Source organism: Pseudaeromonas paramecii (genome assembly GCF_039540575.1).
GTDB classification, from domain to species: domain Bacteria; phylum Pseudomonadota; class Gammaproteobacteria; order Enterobacterales; family Aeromonadaceae; genus Pseudaeromonas; species Pseudaeromonas paramecii.
In genome coordinates this window covers 46032-67196 of sequence record NZ_BAABFC010000010.1, presented here as the reverse complement: position 1 = coordinate 67196, position 21165 = coordinate 46032, and the positions used below count along the sequence as shown (strand labels likewise).

Below are 21165 nucleotides of genomic sequence, written 5' to 3'. Positions count from 1 at the left end.
CATGACAATCAGGCATAGGGGGTCACAGGATAACAGCCCCCCAGCACCATGTACTCCCCCTCCCCCTGCAGCACGCTGGGCAACAGCTGCTGATAGCAGACGATCTTGGGCAGCGGCACCTCCAGCGCAAAGACCCGCGGGCCGAAGCGAAAGGCCTCCTCCGGGTTGTCGGTGCAGGAGCAGAGGTTGTTGAGCAGCATGACGGGCTGCCCCTCGAAGCTGTGGGTCGGCCGCTCGGTGCCGCCGCGATACAGGGTCAGGCGGCGGCGCAGGGGAAAGTCCCGCACCAGCTGGTACTGGCAGAAGCTGTAGAGCAGGTCCAGCTGATCATAGAGGGCATTGCTGTTGTACCCGGCCCAGCCGGCAGTGTGCAGGAAGCGGCCATAGGCCGGGTCATCGGGCCCCGTGATGGGCTCCTTGTAGAAGCGGGTACAGAGGCCAAAGCGCGACTCCACCCACTGCCGCCAGATGGCCCCTTGCTGGTTATCCGAGTCAAACAGCCAGCCCAGCAGCAGCTGACCATAGTGCAGCCGCGGCCGCGGCACGGGCCCCATGGCCGGCACCTCGGGCAAGTCGGCGGCCGGCAGGTGAAAGCGCACCGCCATGAAGTCGATGAAGCAGCGGCGCCGCGTACGGCGATCCGGGCAGGCATCCAGCCGGTCGAACAAGTCGGCATACAGCAGGTGCACCCCGTCCAGCTGCAGGGCCACCGGCTCCAGTTGGAAGGCCAGGCAGGCCAGGTAGCGGGCTGGCAGGTTGCAATGGTTGAACGGCAGGGCCAGCCAGTCATCCGGCAGGCTGTAGGGCTCAGGCAGGGAGATCAGCAAGCCGCGCCCCCACATCCTGCGGCGCCAACCCATGCAGTGCCGCCGCCAGGGCCGCAATATCATGATGGCGGTGCAGGGCCTGGCACCATTCGTCCCGAATGGCCCCATGGCCGTAATGGGCGCCGGCCAGCTGGCCGGCCACCGCCGCCGTGGTGTCCGCGTCATCCCCCAGGTTGGCGGCCGCCAGCACGCACTCGGCAAAGCTGTCGGTGTGCCAGAAGCACCACAGGGCCGCCTCCAGGCTCTCCACCACGAAGCCACTGCCCTTCAAGGCCGCATAGGACTTGTCGATAAAGCTACCGCCCTGCAGCGTCGCCAATTCGGGCTCGGTGGGCAACTGGCAGGCTTGCAGCGCCTGGGCCTTGTCCTGGCCCTGCAGCAGGCGCCAGAGCAGCTCGCCAAACAGGCCGCAGGCGTCCAGACACAGGGGCGAGGCGTGGGTGGTGCGGGAGCTTAGGGCCGCATAGTGGCGACAGGCCCTCAGATCGGCCTGATAGGCGATGACCACGGGGGCCAGGCGCATGATGGAGCCGTTGCCGGAGCTCCAGCGGGAGCGGGCGCCGCTGTAGGGGTTGCCGCTTTTTTGAAAGCGGCGCAGGGCCGACTGCACCGTCATGCCCACGTCAAAGCAGACTCCCAGGCTGCTCTGGTAGCCGTTGTCCAGCCAGTCGCAGTAACGGCGCATCTGATCCGCCGCATCGAAGCCGTCACAGGCCAGCAGGCTCTCCCCCAGGCACAGGGCCATGGAGGTGTCGTCGGTCCAGTGGCCCTTGGGCAGGCAGAAGTGCCCGCCGCCGTGCATGTCCTGCAGCGGGCTGAAGCTGCCCCGCGGACGAAACTCCAGTGTGGTGCCGATGGCATCGCCGATGGCGAGCCCCACCAGACACCCCTTGGCGCGATCCACATCCTGTGTCATCTGCCCTCCTTGTTGTAGGCCTGCAGCCAAGCCACGTTCAGCGCAGAGCCCTATGCTGCCCCAGGCCCGGGCTCATCCTTTTGCGTTAGGTCAAAGCCCGCCCACCCCGCCGTGGCTTTGTCCGCCCCGGCCCTGGCAAAGCGGAAAATTTGTGGCATAGTGTCCGACTTATTACGAGTCAGCCAGGAACACCTACAGGATGAAGCGCAAGATTCTGCTCACCGATTGCCCGGACGCACAAGGTCTCATCGCCAAGATCACCTACATCTGCTACAAGCACCAGCTCAACATCATCAAGAACGACGAGTTCGTGGATCATGCCCACGGCCGCTTCTTCATGCGTACCGAGCTGGAGGGTCGCTTCAACGACGAGACCCTGCTGGCAGATCTGGATGATACCCTGCCAATGGGCGCCAAGCGCCGTCTGGTGGCCGCCGGCAAGAAGCGGGTGGTGATCCTGGTGACCAAGGAGGCCCACTGCCTGGGCGACATCCTGATGAAGAGCTACGAAGGCGCCCTGGATGTGGAAATCGCCGCCGTGGTGGGTAACTACGACAAGCTCGAGGATCTGGCCACCAAGTTCGGCATCCCCTTCCACCATGTCAGCCACGAAGGCCTCAGCCGTGAGGAACACGAGGTACAGATGCGGGCGGTGATCGACGGCTACACCCCGGACTATGTGGTGCTGGCCAAGTACATGCGGGTGCTGACCCCAGAATTCGTATCGGCCTATCCCTATCGCATCATCAACATCCACCACTCCTTCCTGCCGGCCTTCATCGGTGCCCGCCCCTATCAGCAGGCCTATGAGCGCGGCGTGAAGATCATCGGCGCCACCGCCCACTTCGTCACCGACGACCTGGACGAAGGTCCCATCATCGACCAGCACGTGATCCCGGTGGATCACAGCTTCAGCGCCGAGGACATGGCCAAGGCCGGCCGCGACGTGGAGCGCCTGGTGCTGACCCGAGGCCTGCGGCAGGTGCTGGAGGAACGGGTGTTCGTCCACGGCAACAAGACGGTGGTCTTCAAATAAGTCGCCACGGGGCGGGGAGCAATCCCCGCCCCGTGTGTTTTCAGGCCTGGCTGCTGCGCGTCCGGCGGCATAGACTCACAACTGACCCAATCCCAACCCGTCCGCCATACAACAGGAGAGAGCATGCAATTCCAGCGCAATATCATGAGTTCACTGTTTCTGGGGGGCTTGCTGTGCATCGGCCTCATCGCCCTGGGGGCCCTGCTGGCCGAGGGCATGCTCAAATTCCGCGGCATGGATCGCAGCGTGGTGGTCAAGGGACTGTCGGAACGGGAAGTGCCGGCCAACGTGGCCATCTGGCCCATCCGCTTCACCGAGGTGGGCAACGAGCTGCCGAGCCTGTACGCCACCCTGGATGACAAGCGCGCCCGCATCCAGCACTTCTTGCAGCAGCAGGGCTTTACCGCCGAGGAGATCTCCGTCTCCCAACCCAGCCTGGTGGATCGGCAGGCTCAGGGCTACAACGAAGCCACCATCAATCAGGGCCGCTATACCGGCGCCATGACGGTGACCGTCTACAGCCGTCAGATCGACAAGGTGCGCACCGCCATGGGGCAGATAGGCCAGCTGGGTCAAGCCGGCATCGCCCTCACCGGCCAGGATTACGACAACCGCACCCAGTTCCTGTTTACCGATCTCAACCGGCTCAAGCCCGAGATGATTGCCGAGGCCACCCAGAATGCCCGGGAGGTGGCCGGCAAGTTCGCCCAGGACTCCCAAAGCCGACTGGGCAAGATCAAGCACGCCAGCCAGGGGCAGTTCAGCATAGAGGACAGGGACAGCAACACCCCCTACATCAAGAAGGTGCGCATCGTCTCCACCATCGAGTATTACCTGGGGGATTAATGCCCTCGGCTTGCCATAACAAAACGGCCCCCACTTGGGGGCCGTTTGTTTATCCGCGTGACGTTCGTTTACAGCGGCAACGGCAGGCCGTTGGCGGTGGCCCTGTGGTCAGCCAGCTTGAACTCCACCAGCAGGTTACCCAGCTCGTTGCGTCTGAGGTAGCCAGTCTGCAGCAGCTTATCCAGGTTGGCCGCCAACTGGGGGATCTGCTCGGCCAGCTGGGGCGCCAGCTCCACCTGCAGCTCGCCTTGACTCTGTTGCAGCAGCAGCAAGGGGCTCGGCTGGGCCGTCACATCATAAGGCGGCAGGGTTAGCTCACCCGATAGCTTCAACGGGGCCTGATCGATCACCACCTGCAGCGGTGTCAGACCAATCTTGAGCCCTTTTTGCCCCATCAGGCTGAGGCTGGCCAAGGCCAACTCCGGCTCCTGGGGCGCGCCGCTTTGCTGCTGGTTGAGGACCGTCTCATAACCCATGCGATCCACCCCATCCAGCGTCAGGTCCAGCTGTAACTTGTCCAGGCGGTGGCTGCCATCGGCCTCCTGCACCTGCAGGCTGTCCATCCCCACCTGATAGTGCAGATCCAGCCGCCCATCCAGGCCGGTCCCCTGTTCCGTCTCCTCACTACTGAGACTCAAACCCGCCAGCGTCAGCTGCTGTCCAGGCTGCAGCAGGTGCAGGCCCTTGAGCGTCAGCTCACTGTGGGGCGCATGCCAGGCCCGCCCCAGGCGCTGGAGCGCCAGGTTCAGGTTCAGCGGTTGCACCGTTACCTGGGAATGCAAGCTGGCGGCGCTGGCCGTCAAACCCTGCCAGCTGAGGTCGACGCTGATGGCGTCCTCCCCTAGCCCCCGGGCGGTCAGATGCAGCGGCGACCAGCTCAACTTGCCGTCGGCATCGGCAAACTGCCAGCTCTCCAGGCTGAGCTCGATATCGAGTCCGGCGGTAAACAGCCCGGCCTGCCAGTTGAGCGCCAGCGGCAGGCTGGCCTGATGATGGGCCTCGAGCCAGCGGCCCAGGCTGCCACGGCTTTGATCCAGATTGCCCTGGCCGGTGACCCCCCAGGGGGTGAAGGACTGGAACAGGCTGGTGCTAAACTCCAGTGGCGCCTCCAGCACAGGCGCCTGCTCTCCCAGGTAGCGGTCGAAGAAGGCCTGATCCAGGGTCAGGTGCAACTGGCCCTGACTGCGAAACCAGCCATCATCCAGGCTCTGCCACTGGGCGTGGACACCGGGCAACTGATTGAGCTGGGCCAGAGCCTGCTGCCGCTGGCCATCAAACAGCCGGCTGCTGTTGGCACAACCGGCCACATAGGCCAGACCGCCCAAGCCGACCAGCAGGGCCACGGTGAGTTTCCTGTTCATGAGATCCGTATCCTTACGCGGGAGGTGACAAGAATCAGCTGGCAGCACGGTAATCCCTGCCCCGAATAGGGGCAAGGATAACGACTTGATTTTTTGAACTTATCCCGGATAAGCCGCGGTCAGAGCAGTGGACTGAGCAGGTAGAAGAGGTTTTCCCGCAATCTGTGCCAGCGGGAGCGCTGGCGCCACTGTTGCCAGCTCATGGGGCGGGCCCGCCGCAGGTAGTCCTGCTGCACCCGCGCCAGCTCACCGGCAAAGCCGGGGTCATCCACCAGCAGGGTGGCCTCGAAGTTGAGCCAGAGGCTGCGCCTGTCCAGGTTCACCGTGCCCACCAGGGCCAGGGCATCATCCACCAGCACGCTCTTGGTGTGCAGCAGCCCATCGTGGAAGCGGTAGATCTCCACCCCGGAGGCCAGCAGCTCCTCGAAGAAGGCCTGACTGGCAAAGGTCACCATCAGGGAATCGTTCTTGGCCGGCAGGATCAGCTGCACCCGCACCCCGCGCTCCGCCGCCACCTGCAAGGCGGCCACCAGAGGATCGTCCGGCACAAAATAGGGGGTGGTGAACACCAGGGTATGGCGGGCCTGATAGATGGATTGCAACAGGATCTGCTGGATACAGTCGCCGCCGGTGAAGGGGCCGGATGGCACCAATTGCACCTGCTGATCCGGGTCCTTCAGGTATTCGGGATTGTGCTGCTGCGCCTCCAGCAGACGCTCGCCGGTCTCCATCTCCCAATCCTGCACAAACAGTGACCAGAACAGCGGCACCACGGGCCCTTGCAGCCGCACCATGATGTCAATCCACTGCCCCACCCCGGCACCGCGCTTGAAGAAGCGCGGATCCACCAGGTTCATGGAACCCGTATAGGCCACCTGATCGTCGATGACCACCAGCTTGCGGTGCATGCGCAGATCCTGGCGCTGCAAGGGAATACGCCAGGCCCCCACCGGCAGCACCTCAACAAGATGGACGCCAGACTCCGTGAGCCGGCTGGGCCAGTCAGTCTTGAAGAAGGCGGCGCTGCCCACCGAGTCCAGCAGTACCCGGCACTCCACACCCCGGCCAGCCGCCCCGATGAGCGCCTCAGCCACCTCATCCACCCAGCCCCCCGGCTGCCAGATATAGAACTCCAGGAAGCAGGAGACCCGGCTGGCCTGAATATCACGGGCCAGGGCAAACAGGATCTCGTTGGGTTCGGTCAGCAGGGCCAGTCGGTTGCCCTTGAGCAGGGGGGAGCCCAGTCGCGCCTCCACCAGCTCCACCAAGGGCTGGGCCTGATGGCTGGGCTCGGCCTGGGGCTGAGCAAACTGGCGCACCAGCTCGCGGATCCAGCGGGCATAGGGGCTGTACATGGCCTTCGCCCGCTCTACCCGTTTGCGCCCCAGGCGAATTTCGCCAAACAGCAGGTAGCCGACGATCCCCAAGCCCGGCAGTATGTAGATGAGAAACAACCAGGCCAGGGAGACACCGATGGGCCGACGCTTCATCACCACCCGCACCGAGATCCCCACCATCAAGGCCAGGTAGCCGGCAAACAGTAGCCAGCCGAGAAACTCGTAGGCCAGCTTGAGTAGATCCCAGTCCCCTTGCACATCGCTCTCCTGTTTTTTGCCACACGTTACCGTCTCATCTGGCACAAAACCAGCCTGGCAGAGCACATCCACCACCCAAGATGGGAGAAGACTTGCCTGAACCCGTAAAATCCCCCACCCTGTGCAGCAGTTTCAGCTTTCATTGGAGGGAGTTCCCCGTGCTGCGCCCTGTCCTGCCCCTGGCCCTGACCCTCTTGCTGCTGGCGGGTTGTCAAAGCCCGCCGCCGGCCTCCCACACGGCTCCAGCGGCCATCGACAGCAATCTGCTGGCGGATCCCTTGCTGATCCGCGCCCAGCTGTTCGAGCAGTATCACCACTGGAAAGGCGTGCCCTACCGGGTGGGCGGCCAGAGCCGTCACGGCGTGGATTGCTCTGGCTTCGTCCAGCTCACCTTCGCCGAGCGCTTCGGCCTGGATCTGCCGCGGGATACCTCGGGCCAGGCGACTCAGGGGCGACAGGTGAGTCAGCAGGCGCTGCAGCCCGGGGATCTGCTGTTCTTCAAGACCGGCTACAGCACCCGCCACGTGGGCATCTACCTCAAGGATCGCCAGTTCCTGCACGCCTCGACGAGCCGCGGTGTCATCATCTCCGAACTGGACAATCCCTACTGGTCGCGCCACTACTGGCAGGCCCGCCGTCTGCCCTGAATGCTGCATAAAAAAGCCGCCCATCAGGCGGCTTTTTGCTTCTGCGCTAACTTGTCTGCTTAGCCCAACCAGACCCGGGCGTTGCGGAACATCCGCATCCAGGGGCTGCTCTCGCCCCACTCGTCCGGGTGCCAGGAGTTGGCCACGGTGCGCATCACCCGCTCAGGGTGCGGCATCATGATGGTGACTCGGCCGTCTGTGGTGGTCAGCCCCGTTACCCCGGTGGGCGAGCCGTTGGGGTTGAAGGGGTAGGCTTCGGTGGCCTGACCGTAGTGGTCGCTGAAGCGCACCGCCACGGTCCCGCTGGCATTGATGGCCGCCAGGTGCTGGGCATCCCGCACCTCCACCCGGCCTTCACCGTGGGACACGGCGATGGGCATGCGGGAACCGGCCATGCCGGCGAAGAACAGCGACGGTGACGCCTGCACTTCTACCAGGCTGAAGCGGGCCTCGAAGCGCTCGGACTCGTTGCGCACGAAGCGCGGCCACAGCTCGGCACCGGGGATCAGATCCTTGAGGTTCGACATCATCTGGCAACCGTTACAGACCCCCAGGGCGAAGGTGTCCTGCCGATGGAAGAAGCCCTGGAACTGCTCGCGGGCCCGCGGGTTGAACAGGATGGACTTGGCCCAGCCTTCGCCGGCCCCCAGCACGTCCCCGTAGGAGAAGCCGCCACAGGCCGCCAGCCCCTGGAAGTCCGCCAGCTGGATACGACCACCCAGCACGTCGCTCATGTGCACGTCCTGACAGGCAAAGCCGGCTCGATCGAACGCCGCCGCCATCTCGCTGTGGGAGTTGACCCCCTGCTCGCGCAGGATGGCCACCCGAGGACGCAGTCCCTTGGCGATATAGGGCGCAGCCACATCCTGATGCACGTCGAAGCTGAGGTTGGCATGCAGACCGGGATCCTGGGCATCAAACTTGGCCTTGAACTCGGCGTCGGCACAGGCCGGGTTGTCCCGCAGCCCCTGCATCTGATGGGTAGTCTCGGCCCAGATGGTACGCAGGTGCACGCGGCTTTCGCACAGCACGTTCTGCCCGTTGCGGGTAAAGCGCAGCTGATCGTCATCGTTCAGGCTGCCGATGACATAGGTGCAGCTGGCCAGGCCGTGGCCGGCCAGGGTGGTCAGCACGGCTTCCTTGTCATCACGGCGCACCTGGATGACGGCACCCAGCTCTTCGGCAAACAGCACCGCCAGATCGTCGTGGCCCAGCTGATCCAGCGCCACCGTCAGGCCCGTCTTGCCGGCGAAGGCCATCTCCGCCAAGGTGGTGAACAGGCCGCCGTCGGAGCGGTCATGGTAGGCCAGCAGCTTGCGCTCCGCCACCAGGGCCTGCACGGCATTGAAGAAGGCCTTGAGCTGGGTGGGGCTGTCCACATCCGGTGCCACGTCGCCCAGCTGCTTGTAGACCTGAGCCAGACAGGAGCCGCCCAGACGATTCTTGCCGTTACCCAGGTCGATGAGGATGAGATCGCTCTCCCCCAGATCGCTGCGCAGCTGCGGCGTGACCGTGTTGCGCACGTCTTCTACTCGGGCAAAGGCGGTGATGATGAGGGACAGGGGCGCGATCACCTCCCGCTGCTGTCCATCCTGCTCCCAGCGGGTCTTCATGGACATGGAGTCCTTGCCCACCGGTACCGTGATGGCCAGCTCGGGGCACAGCTCCTCGCCCACCGCCTTCACCGCCTCGTAGAGGCCGGCATCTTCGCCAGGGTGACCGGCGGCGGCCATCCAGTTGGCGGAGAGCTTGACCCGGGTCAGATCGCCGATCTGGGCCGGCGCCAGGTTGGTGAGGGCCTCGGCCACCGCCAAGCGGGCGGAGGCGCCGTGATCCAGCAGGGCCACCGGGGTGCGTTCCCCCATGGACATGGCTTCACCGGCATAGGTGTCGTAGCTGGCGGCGGTGACGGCGCAGTCGGCCACCGGCACCTGCCAGGGACCCACCATCTGATCCCGGGCAACGAGACCGGTCACGGTCCGGTCGCCAATGGTGATGAGGAAGGTCTTCTCAGCCACGGTGGGCAGACGCAGAATGCGCTCGGCCGCTTCCTTGACGGTGGCGCCGTCCAGCTGCAGGGCCTGGCCCTGGGCCGGCAGGCGACTGACCTGACGGTGCATCTTGGGCGGCTTGCCCAGCAGCACCTCCAGGGGCAGATCGATGGGCTGGTTGCCGAAGTGGCTGTCAGACAGAGTCAGGTGACGCTCTTCGGTGGCCTCGCCCACCACCGCATAGGGGGCGCGCTCACGGCGGCACAGCTCTTCAAACTTGGCCAGTTGATCGGCGGCCACCGCCAGCACGTAGCGCTCCTGGGATTCGTTACACCAGATCTCCAGCGGGCTCATGCCCGGCTCGTCGTTGGGCACCTTGCGCAGCTCGAAGCGACCACCGCGCTCGCCGTCGTTCACCAGCTCCGGCATGGCGTTGGACAGGCCACCAGCCCCCACGTCGTGGATGAAGACGATGGGGTTGTCTTCCCCCATCTGCCAGCAGCGGTCGATGACCTCCTGGCAGCGGCGCTCCATCTCGGGGTTGTCCCGCTGCACCGAGGCAAAGTCCAGATCCTCGGCGGACTGGCCTGAGGTCATGGAGGAGGCCGCGCCGCCCCCCAGACCTATGTTCATGGCCGGGCCACCCAGCACAATGAGCTTGGCTCCCACCGGGATCTCGCCCTTTTGCACGTGCTCGTCACGGATGTTGCCCAGACCACCGGCCAGCATGATGGGCTTGTGATAGCCGCGGATCTCCACCCCGTTGTGGCTGGGGACCTTCTCTTCATAGGTACGGAAGTAGCCCAGGATGTTGGGACGACCGAACTCGTTGTTGAAGGCGGCGGCGCCCAAGGGGCCGTCGATCATGATATCCAGGGCGGTGACGATGCGGCCGGGCTTGCCGAAGTCGGTTTCCCACGGCTGTTGATGACCGGGGATCCGCAGGTTGGAGACGGAGAAGCCGCACAGGCCGGCCTTGGGCTTGGAGCCGCGGCCGGTGGCGCCTTCGTCACGGATCTCGCCGCCGGAGCCGGTGGCCGCCCCCGGGAAGGGGGAGATGGCGGTGGGGTGGTTGTGGGTTTCCACCTTCATCAGGATCTGGATCGGCTCCTGATGGTACTGATACTCGCCGGTTTCCGGGCTGGGGAAGAAGCGACCGGCTTCGGAACCCACCATGACGGCGGCGTTGTCCTTGTAGGCCGACAGCACATAGTCACTGTGCTGCTCGTAGGTATTCTTGATCATCTTGAACAGAGACTTGTCCTGCTTGACCCCGTCGATGGTCCAGTCGGCGTTGAAGATCTTGTGCCGGCAGTGCTCGGAGTTGGCCTGAGCGAACATGTACAGTTCGATGTCGTTGGGGTTGCGACCCAGCTTCTGGAAACTGGCCACCAGGTAGTCGATTTCGTCCTCGGCCAGCGCCAGACCCAGCTGCACGTTGGCCTCGGCCAGGGCGGCACGGCCGCCACCCAGCACATCCACACTGGTGTGGGGCTTGGGCACGTGGTGGGCAAACAGGGCCTCGGCGGCCTGCAGGCTGTCAAACACCACCTCCATCATGCGGTCATGCAGCAGGACAGATACCTGCCGGCGCTGCTCGGCATCCAGGCTCGCCGCCGCCACGTAATAGGCGATGCCCCGCTCCAGTCGCACCACCTGGCTCAGACCACAGTTATGGGCGATGTCGGTGGCTTTGGAAGACCAGGGGGAGATGGTGCCGGGGCGAGGAGTAACGAGGAACAGATGACCGTTGGGCGCGTGCTCGGCGATGGTAGGACCGTAGGTCAGCAACTTCGCCAAGGTGTCTTGTTGGGCCGCATCCAGGGGGGCGCTCAGCTCGGCAAAGTGGACATATTCCGCGTAGAGGTCGGTGATGTCCAAGCCCAGTTCGGCAAAGTTGGCCAGCAGCTTGCTGATGCGAAATTCAGACAGCGCGGGCGCTCCTCGTAAGATTTCCATGGTGCCAATTCTCGTTTGGTTGGGAGGGGGGAAAACGCAGTGCGCGTATTATAGGGAGGGGGCTTTGTGATGTCGACCGCAAGAGACAAACGTTTGGCCAGCATAAGGGTGTGACAACCAACAGGGGCTTTGGTATAAATTCCGAGCAACCGATAACCGGGAAAACCCTTGCACAGTAGAGTTAGCCTATTCCATACAAGAGTTAACCTGTTGATTTTGTTGATTGGTGTTTTGCTTCTTAGCGCTTGTAGCCCACAAGCGGGGCAAAACCAGCTCAACGAAATAAAACGACGCGGTGAACTGCGGGTCGGCACCCTGTACAGCAGCACCACCTACCGGCTGCTGGACAGTGCCCCCACCGGCCTGGACTACGAACTGGCCAAACGCTTTGCCGACTCCCTGGGAGTACGGCTCAAGATCGTACCCGCCTTCCAGACCCAGCAACTGTTCGATCTGCTCAGTCACGGCAAGGTGGACTTCATTGCCGCCGCCCTGGCCGTCACCCCCAAGCGCCTGCAGTGGCTGCGCTTTACCCCCTCCTATTACCTGGTGCAGCAGAAGCTGGTCTATCGCAATGGCAAGCCCCGTCCCGGCTCCCTGGCCGACATCAAGGAGCCCATCGTCGTGGTCAAGGGCTCCAGCCATGCGGATCTGCTGCAGAGCCTGAGTCAGCAGTTTGATGGCCTGCCCTGGCGGGTTGAGGACGAGGGGGACGGTGAGGCCCTGCTGCGGGAGGTGGCCGAGGGCAAGATTGCCTACACCATAGTGGATGACACCCTGCTGGCCCAGAACCAGCGCTTCTATCCCGAGTTGGCCGAGGCCATGACCCTCTCCCCCCCCACCCCGGTAGGCTGGGCCCTCTCAAGACAGGAAGACGATACCCTGTATGCCGCTCTCATCGACTTCTTCGGCCAGCGGCAGCAGGACGGCACCCTGGCCAAGCTGGATGAGAAGTACTTCGGCCATGTGCAGGCCTTTGACTATGTGGATACCCATACCTTCTTGCAGCGGGTCCGGGAGATACTGCCCAAGTACCGCCAACTTTTTGAGTCCTATGCCCAGGATCTCGACTGGCGGCTGCTGGCGGCCATCAGCTATCAGGAGTCCCACTGGAACGAGGAGGCCCGCTCCTACACAGGCGTGCGGGGTCTGATGATGCTGACCCTGGATACCGCCAAGGAGCTGGGCATCGCCGATCGCAAGGATCCGGAGCAGAGCATCAAGGGGGGCGCAGCCTACCTGCGCCAGCTCATCGACAAGGTGCCGGACTCGGTCCCCAAGGATGAGAAGATCTGGTTTGCCCTGGTGGCCTACAACATGGGTTATGGCCACATGCTGGATGCCCGGCGCCTCACCAAGCTCAGGGGCGGCAACCCGGACGCCTGGCGGGATGTCAAAGACAGCCTGCCGTTGCTGCACGAGGCCAAATGGTACAGCAAGACCCGCTATGGCTATGCCCGTGGCCGGGAAGCCCGGCTCTATGTCAACAACATCCGCCGCTACTACCAGAGCCTGCGCATGTACGATGCCACCGAGCGCCAGCAGGAGGAGCGGCGTCAGTTCCGCCAAAGCTGGCTAAACATAGCGACCCGCAGCCAGCCTGAGATGACCGATACGGCGACCGATGGCACAGCGCCAGTGACGCCAGAGCCCCAGCCGGTAGCGCCCCCGGCTACCGGTCAGAGCCGGGACCCTATCCCCTCCTCCTCCTGACAGCTGAACAGGCTTTTTTCAGCGGAATTTTCTGTTAGTATCGAAACTGACAGTCGATCAGACTGCCCACCCTCAGGAGGTACCATTATGAGAAGAAAAAGAGGGGTATTGCAGCGTCGGAAACGTACCGAGCCCTGGTATGGGCAACGCAGACGGGTCACCATTCGTCGCGTACGCAAGCTGGCCACCCGCAGGTTGTCCTTCTTCCTGACACAGAGCTACTAAACCGCAGAGTTTCTCTGCACACCACCACAAAAAAGGAGCCTTAAGGCTCCTTTTTGGTTGATGGCGTGTCCCGCCTCATTGCGGCTGGATGTCGTAGCGTGCCGCCCGTTTGGATACCAGGTTATTGCAGCGGTTACAGAAGAAGTCCACCGCGCCACAGGCCTGGACCCGTTCCAGCTCGCTATCACAGTCCGGGCAGTGGGGGGTCAGGCGAAACGCCTTGCCGCACTGGGTGCAGCTGGTCTCGCTGCGACGGGGATCCAGCCCCTCGGCCTGGCAGGCCGGACAACTCAATAGATATGCCATGTCCTTGTCTCCATCCTCAGGAGCCAGGGCTCCCGCTCATGCTTGTGATGGGCCCCCAATGCACGCAATGTGCTCTTGGCCTGCGGGCCCCTCGACCTTAACTGCCAGTCCGGCGCTTACTTCTTGACGAACTTCATCAGACGACGGCGTTTGCGGATCTGACTCTGGGTCAACTTGTTCTTCTTGCCTTCGAAGGGGTTATCCCCCTCCTGGAACTCCACATGAATCGGGGTTCCCATGATCTTCAAGGCGCGACGGAAGTAGTTGATGAGATAGCGCTTGTAGGAGTCAGGCAGATCCTTGACCTGGTTGCCGTGCACTATGATACGCGGCGGGTTGTAGCCCCCGGCATGAGCATACTTGAGCTTGACCCGACGACCGCGCACCAGCGGCGGCTGGTGATCGTCGGTAGCCATGCGCATGATGCGGGTCACCATGGCGGTGCTCACCCGTCGGGTGGCGGACTGGTAGGCTTCCTGAATCGACTCAAACAGGTGGCCAACCCCCGTGCCGTGCAGGGCGGAGATGAAGTGGATGCGGGCGAAGTCGACAAAGCCCAGACGGCGCTCCAGCGTCTCCTTGATGTCGTCCTTCACATCCTGATCCAGGCCATCCCACTTGTTCACCGCGATGACGATGGAGCGACCGGTCTGGATGGTGAAGCCCAGCAGACTCAGATCCTGGTCGGACAGACCATCACGGGCATCGATTACCAGGATCACCACGTTGGCATCTTCGATGGCCTGCAGCGTCTTGATGACGGAGAACTTCTCCACCGTCTCGTAGACCTTCTTGCGCTTACGCACCCCGGCGGTGTCGATGACGATGTACTGCTGACCATCACGCTCCAGCGGGATATAGATGGAGTCCCGGGTGGTGCCCGGCATGTCGAAGACGATGACCCGCTCCTCGCCCAACATGCGGTTAGTCAGGGTGGACTTACCCACGTTGGGCCGGCCGACGATGGCAAACTTGATGGGCAGATCAGCAAAGGGCACCGCATCCTCGATGGACTCCTGCTCGGCGGCCGCCAGTTCCGCCTCGGTGGGCTCCGGCTCCCAGCCACTGTCCCACTCGGCATCTTCGTCAGACTCGCCGTCAGCGTCGTCACCGTCGTCCTGCAGATCCTCCAGATACGGGGTCAGGGCCTGTTCCAGCAGACCATGCACACCACGACCATGGGCCGCGGCCATTTGGTACACCTCACCCAATGCCAGGGCGTAGAACTCGCCCACCACGGAATCGCCATCCAGACCATCGACCTTGTTGGCCACCAGGAAGACCTTCTTCTTCTGACGACGCAAATGGTTGGCGATGCCGATGTCGGCACTGGTGAGACCGGCACGGGCATCCACCAGGAACAGCACCACGTCGGCCTCCTCGATGGCCAGCAGGGACTGCTCCGCCATGTGCAGCTCTATGCCCTCCTCGGAGCCATCGATACCGCCAGTGTCCACCACGATAAATTCCATTCTGCCCAGCTTGGCCTGGCCGTATTTACGGTCCCGGGTCAGGCCGGGGAAGTCCGCCACCAGGGCATCCCGGGTGCGGGTCAGGCGGTTAAACAGGGTGGACTTGCCCACATTGGGACGGCCCACCAGGGCAACAACAGGTGTCATAATGACCTCATTTATCAAATACAAAGGCCCCTGATCACAGGATCAGGAGCCAAAAAACATAACAGTAACCGGCAGTTAGGGTCGCTGCAGCGCAACCAGATCGCCGCTGCGAGTCTGCAGGTACAGGGTGTCCCCATCCACCAGCGGCGGCACATAGAGGCCATCGCTGTCGTATTGCTGCATCGCCACTATCTGACCGTCCGTATCGCTCAGCCAATACAGATAGCCTTCGCCATCGCCCACCAGCACATAGTCACCAAACACCACGGGGGCAGTCACATTGCGATAGGAGAGCTGATTATTTGCCCAGCGTTCACGACCGTTGGAGCGATCCACCGAGTAGACATGGCCCTTGCTGTCGGTCAGCACCAGATCGATGAGACCGAAGGCCAGATCCTGGTATGAGGCGTAGCGCCGCTTCCACAGCTCATCGCCGCTGATCAGCTTCTGCGCCACCAGCTCACCATTATAGGCAATGGCAAACAGCTCGTTACCCAGCACCAGCGGGGCCGCATCCACATCCACCATGCGGTCCAGCTCGGTGGAACCGCTGGGATTGGCCACCTTGGCCAGGTGCGCCAATTGACCGTTCTCCAGCAGCAAGACGTTCAGGCGACCATCGGCGCGGCCATACAGCACACCGCCAGAGGTGATCACCGGGCGGGAGACGCCACGCAACGTCAGCTTGGGCAGATCGTCACTGGCCGTCCAGAGCAGATGACCGTCCTCGGCATCCAGGGCAAACAGTCGACCGGCCGAGGTATTCACCACCACCTTGCCATCGTCTACCGCCGGCGCCGCCAGAATTTCCCCGGCCACCTCGGTCTGCCACACCAGCTCCCCGGTCTCCTGGGACAGGCAATAGAGCACGCCGTTCTCGGAACCGACAAACAGGTGTTCATAGGACGCAGTCAGGCCACCGGACAGACGCGGGCTGCGACGGTTGTCGTTCACCGGCAGATCCGACAGGTCCTGTTTCCACAGTACCTGGCCATCCTGCTTGTCCAGCGCCACCACCTGGCCATCCCGGGCGGCGGCAAACAGGCGCTCGTCGGCAATCACCGGCGCCAGTTGGGAGTAATAGTTGCCCACCCCATCACCGACGGAGCGCTTCCACAGGGTCTTGGCGGCAAATTGGGTCTGCGCTTGGGGCACAGGATCCATCACTACCACATCTTCCTCGCCACCAAACAGGGAACAGCCCGACAGGGTCAGGGTGACCAGCAGGGGCAGGCTCCAGCGGGACAGGGACTTAGGCTTGCGGCTTGGCATCGGCACTGTCCTCAGCGTTCGCCAGGTCATCCAGCTTGGCAGACACGGCAGCATTGCCGTTGATGCCGGCTGCCGCCAGGGCGGCCTGATAGGCAGTACGGGCCTTGTCCTTTTCGCCCTGCATCAAGAAGAGATCGCCACGCACCTCGGCCACCAGGCCGGCGTAAGCAGTTTCTTTGAGCTCATCCAACAGGTTAAGCGCCGCCGCATAATCACCCTGGGCACCCAGCACCCGCGCCAGACGCAGGGTAGCCAGGGGCTTGAGTTCAGCGTTCTCGCTGGTGGTGGCCACCCGCTTAAGCTGTTCGACCGCCAGCGGCAGCTGGTTTTGCGCAATGGCGGCAGACGCCAGCTGCAGCGCCGCCAGATCGCCATAGGTGTCCTTATGGGCGGCAACGAAGGCTTCGCCGGCCTTGATGGCAGACTCGCCACCGGCCTGCATCTGCTCCATCAGCTGGGCATACTCGGCAGAAGCCGCTTCCTGCTGACCTTGACGATAATCGTTGTAGTAGCGCCAGCTAAACAGGCCCAACAGACCCAGCACTGTGCCAGCGATGATGGACTTGCCGTTCTCCGTCCACCACTGCTTGATGGCCTCGACCTGTTGTTCTTCTGAGTTGTAGATTTCCAAGATTATGCTCCTTTGCCTGCCAGCAGCTGGATCAGCTCGGCTACCTTGAGGGTCTGTTGCTCACCCTGCTTGAGATCCTTGACGGTGACCACGCCCTGGGCCACCTCCTCTTCGCCGAGGATGAGCGCCAACTCGGCACCCACCTTGTCGGCCCGTTTCAATTGCTTCTTGAAATTGCCACCGCCGCAATGGGTCATCAACCGCAGGGCCGGCACGGCTTCCCGCAGCTGCTCCGCCAGGGCAAAGCCCGCCGCCGTCAGTCCGTCCCCCATGGTACAGAGGTAGACGTCAACCGGCGCCTTGGCATTGTCGGTCTTCTCCAGGGTTTCCAGCAGCAGCACCAGGCGCTCCAGCCCCATGGCAAAGCCGACGGCCGGGGTGGCCTGACCACCCAACTGCTCCACCAGACCATCGTAGCGACCGCCGCCACAGACGGTGCCCTGGGCACCCAGGCTCTGGGTGACCCACTCAAAGACGGTGTAGTTGTAGTAATCCAGGCCGCGCACCAGACGCTCGTTCACCTCGTAGGCGATGCCGGCGGCATCCAGCAGCTGACGCAGGCCGTCAAAGTGGGCACGGCTCTGCTCGCCGAAGAAATCGGCCAGCCGCGGTGCATCCGCCAGCAGCGCCTGGATATCGGCGTTCTTGCTGTCCAGCACCCGCAGTGGGTTGCTGTACATGCGACGCTGGCAATCCTCGTCCAGCCGCTCCTTGTGCTGCTCCAAGAAGGCCACCAGGGCGGTACGGTGGGCGGCCCGCTCGTCGCTGGAACCCAGGGTGTTGAGCTGCAGGGTCAGGTGCTCACTGATGCCCAGTTGACGCCACAGCCGGGCGGTCAACAGGATCAGCTCGGCGTCGATATCCGGGCCGTTGAGGCCAAACACCTCCACCCCGAACTGATGAAACTGGCGATAACGCCCCTTCTGGGGACGCTCGTGGCGGAACATGGGGCCGATATACCAGACGCGACGTTCCTGGTTGTAGACCAGACCATGTTCGATACAGGCCCGCACACAACCGGCGGTGCCCTCGGGACGCAGGGTCAGGCTGTCGCCATTGCGATCGTCGAAGGTGTACATCTCCTTCTCGACCACGTCGGTCACCTCACCGATGGCCCGCTTGAACAGGTGGGTCATCTCGACGATGGGCATGCGCATCTCGCTGTAGCCATAAGAGGCCATCAGGTTGCGCAGGGAAGATTCAACCAGTTGCCAGACCGGAGTCTGCTCCGGCAGGCAATCGTTCATGCCGCGAATAGCTTGGATCTGTTTGGCCACGTTGGTACTCGAATGCAGTTAGAAACCAGGGAGAAAAAGTGCCCGCATTATAGGGAGTTTCCCACCCGAGGTAAAACGCCCGGGCGGGAAAGGGACACCGTCATTCGGTGGGCGTCACATCGATGCGATTGCCTTGATCCAGTCGGGCCACCTTGGCACGGATCCGGGCCTCAAGGGCATCCACCAGATCCAGGTTGTCCAGCCGATCCACCCGCTGTCCATCCTCGTACAGGGCGCTCTTCTTGCTGGCGCCGGCCAGTCCCAGGTTGGACACCAGGGCCTCACCAGGACCATTGACCACACAGCCGATGATGGAAACATCCATGGGGGTGACGATATCTTCGAGCCGCTGCTCCAGGGCATTGACGGTGCCGATGACATCAAACTCCTGCCGGGAGCAGGAGGGACAGGCGATGAAGTTGATGCCGCGGGAGCGGATACGCAGGGACTTGAGGATATCGAAGCCCACCTTCACCTCCTCCACCGGATCGGCGGCCAGGGAGATGCGCAGGGTGTCGCCGATGCCATCGGCCAGCAGCATCCCCAGCCCGATGGCGGACTTGACCGCTCCGGCGCGAAAACCTCCGGCTTCGGTGATGCCCAGGTGCAGGGGCTGCTCGATCTGGCGGGCCAGCTGACGATAGGCCTCCACCGCCAGGAAGACATCGGAGGCCTTGACGCTGACCTTGAACTGGTCAAAGTTGAGCCGATCCAAAATGTCCACATGACGCAGGGCCGACTCCACCAGTGCCTCGGGGGTCGGTTCACCGTACTTGTCCATCAGCTCCCGCTCCAGGGAGCCGCCGTTCACACCGATGCGAATGGGGATGTTCCTGTCCCGGGCGCAATCCACCACGGCGCGGATGCGATCTTCGGTGCCTATGTTGCCGGGGTTGATCCGCAGGCAATCGGCGCCGTATTCGGCCACCTTGAGGGCGATGCGATAGTCAAAGTGAATGTCCGCCACCAGGGGCAGGCTCACCTGCTGACGGATCTGAGCAAACGCCTCGGCCGCATCCATGGTGGGGACGGACACCCGCACTATGTCGGCGCCGGCCCGGGCAATGGCCTGGATCTGGGCCACGGTGGCGGCCACATCCGTGGTCCGGGTGTTGGTCATGCTCTGTACCGAGATGGGGGCATCACCCCCAACGGCCACCTTGCCCACCATGATCTGTTTGCTGATCCGGCGCTTGATTGGGGATACCACGTCACTCATACAATCAACTCTTGCTTGGCAGGGTAAAACGGGCCACCTGGCCGGCCTTGAAGCGGGTCATGTCCACCGGCTCGCCGGCGAAATTCAGACTCAGGGCCTGCGGCGCCCCCACCACCAGACGGTACGGGGCCTGGCCGGAGAGCGTCTGCTGCACTCCGGCCTTCTTCAGACCTTCCAGCAGCACCTTGCCGCTGGCATCCGTGATGCGCAGCCAGCAATCGGCCTTGAAGGTCAGTGCCAGTTGCCCGGCCTCAGGGGTAGCAGGGGCACTCTGCGCCGCCGTCACGGCAGCCGCTGACACGGCGTTCGCGGCGGGTGTCAGGGCGGCAGCGGCCGATACGGCCGGTGCGGCGGAAACGGCCGCGCTCACGGTCGCCTGCGCCCCGCTGATGGACTCAGCAGCAGCGGCCACAGCGGCGCTCACCACCGGCTGGCTCGCCGAGACGGCCGGGGCCAGGGATTCGGTGGAGCTGTCCAGCATCCGCATGGTGTCATCCAGATTGCTGGTCTTGGGGGTTTCCGCCGGCTGATGCCACCACCAGGCGAACATGCCCACCGCCAGGACAATAAACGCCAGCCAGGAGGCATAGCGCAGACGGTTCTCGCTGGCCTCGCGGCTGGTGCGGCGGGAGAAGCTGTGCATCTGATGGCCATATTCGGGCGTCCGCTCGGCCATGGCCTCATAAGCCGCCACTATGGGTTCATCAGGGATCCCCAGCAGCTTGGCATAGGACTTGATGTAGCCCCGGGTAAAGGTGCTGGCGGTCTTCTGATCGAAGCGGTCCAGCTCCAGATCCCGGATAAGCGAAACCCGCAGGTTGAGACGGGCGGCTACCTCAGCCTGAGACAGCTGACGCTGCTCACGGGCGGAACGCAACATCAAACCAGGGCTGGGACGGGCATCCTGATCGTCGGATGCCGGAACGGTGTGGGATTCAGTAGTCATTGTTTATGTATCTTTTTGCTTGAGCGGAGTCCGGAAAGCGACGTACCAGCTCGCCGCCGAACTTATGCAATTGGGCCAATTCTCCCAGCTCCTGCGCCAGACGCAAGCGTAGCCACAAACTTTCTGCCGTTTCCGGCAAACCCAACTGGGCGTAGCGGCTAAGCGACACTCCGGCAGCTTCACGCCGATTGGCATCCAGCTCTAGGCTCGTCTTGGCCAACCAGGCCCGGCCCTTGCGGGGATTGTAGCGTACCGCCTGATCGTAATACTGCAAGGCCTTATCCTTGTTGCCCGCCACGCTAGCGCAGTAGCCGGCATTTTCATAGGTATCGTCCATGTCCACATAATCAGGCTGAGTCACCGCCTTGAGGAATTGGCGCTCGGCATCATCGTAGCGTTTTTGCTTACACAGGAAGACGCCATAGTTGTTCATGGCGTTGGCATCTGAACTGTGCAGGGAGAGCAGTTTGCGGTAGGTCGCGTCGGCGGACTTGATATCGCCGACCTTCTGGTAGTAATACGCCAGGGTCAGATAGGCATCGGCATTGTGGGGATCCAGGGAAAGCGCCTTGTCCAGATTAAATCTGGCCTGGCTCAGATCCCCTTTTTTCATGTAGCCCACCGCCAGCTCGACCCGGGTCTTGGCCGCGGCCACCGCATCAACGGATTGGGCGGCACGGGATGTGTTGTTGCCGATATAGGTGGTTTCGGTTACACAGCCGGGCAGCAGCGCCAACACTGCCCAAGCCAACAAGGTGTTAGTTTTCATGCTTTTGAGC

At 63.0% G+C, this 21165-nt stretch carries 18 protein-coding genes; 5 read left to right on the top strand and 13 right to left on the bottom strand.

The window, feature by feature from the left end; translation table 11 throughout:
• Window positions 1–8 precede the first annotated feature (8 nt).
• Together ABD847_RS07555 and ABD847_RS07550 are read right to left on the bottom strand one after the other, a co-directional pair.
• Window positions 9–827 (bottom strand): NAD(+)--dinitrogen-reductase ADP-D-ribosyltransferase, encoded by an 819-nt coding sequence (locus ABD847_RS07555; protein ID WP_345011590.1) that lies wholly within the window; start codon window positions 825–827, stop codon window positions 9–11.
• On the bottom strand, window positions 808–1743 hold the full coding sequence (locus tag ABD847_RS07550; RefSeq protein ID WP_345011588.1) for an ADP-ribosylglycohydrolase family protein: 936 nt from the start codon (window positions 1741–1743) through the stop codon (window positions 808–810). The genes ABD847_RS07555 and ABD847_RS07550 overlap by 20 nt, the downstream gene beginning before the upstream one ends.
• Before the next feature lie 199 nt (window positions 1744–1942).
• Between ABD847_RS07550 and purU the strand changes: the two genes are divergently transcribed.
• Window positions 1943–2779 (top strand): formyltetrahydrofolate deformylase, encoded by an 837-nt coding sequence (gene purU / locus ABD847_RS07545; protein WP_345011586.1) that lies wholly within the window; start codon window positions 1943–1945, stop codon window positions 2777–2779.
• 123 nt (window positions 2780–2902) lie between these two features.
• Window positions 2903–3625, top strand: coding sequence for an SIMPL domain-containing protein (locus tag ABD847_RS07540; protein ID WP_345011584.1), 723 nt, complete (start codon window positions 2903–2905; stop codon window positions 3623–3625).
• Window positions 3626–3693: 68 nt separating this feature from the next.
• Here the strand turns inward: ABD847_RS07540 and ABD847_RS07535 are convergent, their stop codons facing one another.
• A complete protein-coding gene (locus ABD847_RS07535) occupies window positions 3694–4986 on the bottom strand; it encodes a DUF945 family protein (RefSeq protein ID WP_345011582.1) in 1293 nt (430 codons plus the stop codon).
• A 119-nt stretch (window positions 4987–5105) separates the two neighbouring features.
• Complete coding sequence (cls, locus tag ABD847_RS07530) at window positions 5106–6581, bottom strand: cardiolipin synthase (RefSeq protein WP_345011580.1); 1476 nt, start codon at window positions 6579–6581, stop codon at window positions 5106–5108.
• Window positions 6582–6742: 161 nt separating this feature from the next.
• Between cls and ABD847_RS07525 the strand changes: the two genes are divergently transcribed.
• Window positions 6743–7228 (top strand): NlpC/P60 family protein, encoded by a 486-nt coding sequence (locus ABD847_RS07525; protein WP_425568436.1) that lies wholly within the window; start codon window positions 6743–6745, stop codon window positions 7226–7228.
• Window positions 7229–7287: 59 nt separating this feature from the next.
• On the opposite strand, the gene purL is transcribed toward ABD847_RS07525, so the two are convergent.
• Entirely contained in the window at window positions 7288–11178 is a 3891-nt protein-coding gene (gene purL, locus ABD847_RS07520) for a phosphoribosylformylglycinamidine synthase (protein ID WP_345011577.1), read from the bottom strand.
• A 168-nt stretch (window positions 11179–11346) separates the two neighbouring features.
• Here purL and mltF point away from each other — a divergent pair, with 168 nt between their 5' ends.
• A complete protein-coding gene (gene mltF / locus ABD847_RS07515; protein WP_345011574.1) occupies window positions 11347–12891 on the top strand; it encodes a membrane-bound lytic murein transglycosylase MltF in 1545 nt (514 codons plus the stop codon).
• Between the two features lie 87 nt (window positions 12892–12978).
• Window positions 12979–13116, top strand: coding sequence for a hypothetical protein (locus tag ABD847_RS07510; RefSeq protein WP_345011572.1), 138 nt, complete (start codon window positions 12979–12981; stop codon window positions 13114–13116).
• Between the two features lie 75 nt (window positions 13117–13191).
• On the opposite strand, the gene ABD847_RS07505 is transcribed toward ABD847_RS07510, so the two are convergent.
• The 8 genes from ABD847_RS07505 to pilW all read right to left on the bottom strand — a co-directional run bounded on the left by ABD847_RS07505 (window position 13192) and on the right by pilW (window position 21155).
• Window positions 13192–13422, bottom strand: coding sequence for a zinc ribbon domain-containing protein (locus ABD847_RS07505; protein WP_345011570.1), 231 nt, complete (start codon window positions 13420–13422; stop codon window positions 13192–13194).
• Window positions 13423–13538: 116 nt separating this feature from the next.
• Entirely contained in the window at window positions 13539–15041 is a 1503-nt protein-coding gene (gene der, locus ABD847_RS07500) for a ribosome biogenesis GTPase Der (RefSeq protein WP_345011568.1), read from the bottom strand.
• A gap of 75 nt (window positions 15042–15116) precedes the next feature.
• Complete coding sequence (bamB, locus tag ABD847_RS07495; protein WP_345011566.1) at window positions 15117–16313, bottom strand: outer membrane protein assembly factor BamB; 1197 nt, start codon at window positions 16311–16313, stop codon at window positions 15117–15119.
• Window positions 16294–16944, bottom strand: coding sequence for a YfgM family protein (locus tag ABD847_RS07490; RefSeq protein WP_345011564.1), 651 nt, complete (start codon window positions 16942–16944; stop codon window positions 16294–16296). The genes bamB and ABD847_RS07490 overlap by 20 nt, the downstream gene beginning before the upstream one ends.
• A gap of 2 nt (window positions 16945–16946) precedes the next feature.
• The gene (hisS, locus tag ABD847_RS07485) at window positions 16947–18221 is read right to left on the bottom strand and encodes a histidine--tRNA ligase (RefSeq protein ID WP_345011562.1); all 1275 of its coding nucleotides are present in this window, start codon (window positions 18219–18221) and stop codon (window positions 16947–16949) included.
• 100 nt (window positions 18222–18321) lie between these two features.
• A complete protein-coding gene (gene ispG / locus ABD847_RS07480) occupies window positions 18322–19440 on the bottom strand; it encodes a flavodoxin-dependent (E)-4-hydroxy-3-methylbut-2-enyl-diphosphate synthase (protein ID WP_345011560.1) in 1119 nt (372 codons plus the stop codon).
• A 4-nt stretch (window positions 19441–19444) separates the two neighbouring features.
• Entirely contained in the window at window positions 19445–20386 is a 942-nt protein-coding gene (locus tag ABD847_RS07475; protein WP_345011558.1) for a RodZ domain-containing protein, read from the bottom strand.
• The gene (gene pilW / locus ABD847_RS07470) at window positions 20376–21155 is read right to left on the bottom strand and encodes a type IV pilus biogenesis/stability protein PilW (protein ID WP_345011556.1); all 780 of its coding nucleotides are present in this window, start codon (window positions 21153–21155) and stop codon (window positions 20376–20378) included. Before pilW ends, ABD847_RS07475 begins: the two co-directional genes overlap by 11 nt.
• Between the last annotated feature and the right edge of the window lie 10 nt (window positions 21156–21165).

Excerpts from the sequence above, each read along its gene's own strand:
- ABD847_RS07550 (WP_345011588.1), bottom strand. The coding sequence starts at position 1,743 with ATGACACAGGATGTGGATCGCGCCAAGGGGTGTCTGGTGGGGCTCGCC.
- purU (WP_345011586.1), top strand. The coding sequence starts at position 1,943 with ATGAAGCGCAAGATTCTGCTCACCGATTGCCCGGACGCACAAGGTCTC.
- ABD847_RS07540 (WP_345011584.1), top strand. The coding sequence starts at position 2,903 with ATGCAATTCCAGCGCAATATCATGAGTTCACTGTTTCTGGGGGGCTTG.
- ABD847_RS07535 (WP_345011582.1), bottom strand. The coding sequence starts at position 4,986 with ATGAACAGGAAACTCACCGTGGCCCTGCTGGTCGGCTTGGGCGGTCTG.
- purL (WP_345011577.1), bottom strand. The coding sequence starts at position 11,178 with ATGGAAATCTTACGAGGAGCGCCCGCGCTGTCTGAATTTCGCATCAGC.
- ABD847_RS07510 (WP_345011572.1), top strand. The coding sequence starts at position 12,979 with ATGAGAAGAAAAAGAGGGGTATTGCAGCGTCGGAAACGTACCGAGCCC.
- ABD847_RS07505 (WP_345011570.1), bottom strand. The coding sequence starts at position 13,422 with ATGGCATATCTATTGAGTTGTCCGGCCTGCCAGGCCGAGGGGCTGGAT.
- der (WP_345011568.1), bottom strand. The coding sequence starts at position 15,041 with ATGACACCTGTTGTTGCCCTGGTGGGCCGTCCCAATGTGGGCAAGTCC.
- bamB (WP_345011566.1), bottom strand. The coding sequence starts at position 16,313 with ATGCCAAGCCGCAAGCCTAAGTCCCTGTCCCGCTGGAGCCTGCCCCTG.
- ispG (WP_345011560.1), bottom strand. The coding sequence starts at position 19,440 with ATGAGTGACGTGGTATCCCCAATCAAGCGCCGGATCAGCAAACAGATC.
- ABD847_RS07475 (WP_345011558.1), bottom strand. The coding sequence starts at position 20,386 with ATGACTACTGAATCCCACACCGTTCCGGCATCCGACGATCAGGATGCC.
- pilW (WP_345011556.1), bottom strand. The coding sequence starts at position 21,155 with ATGAAAACTAACACCTTGTTGGCTTGGGCAGTGTTGGCGCTGCTGCCC.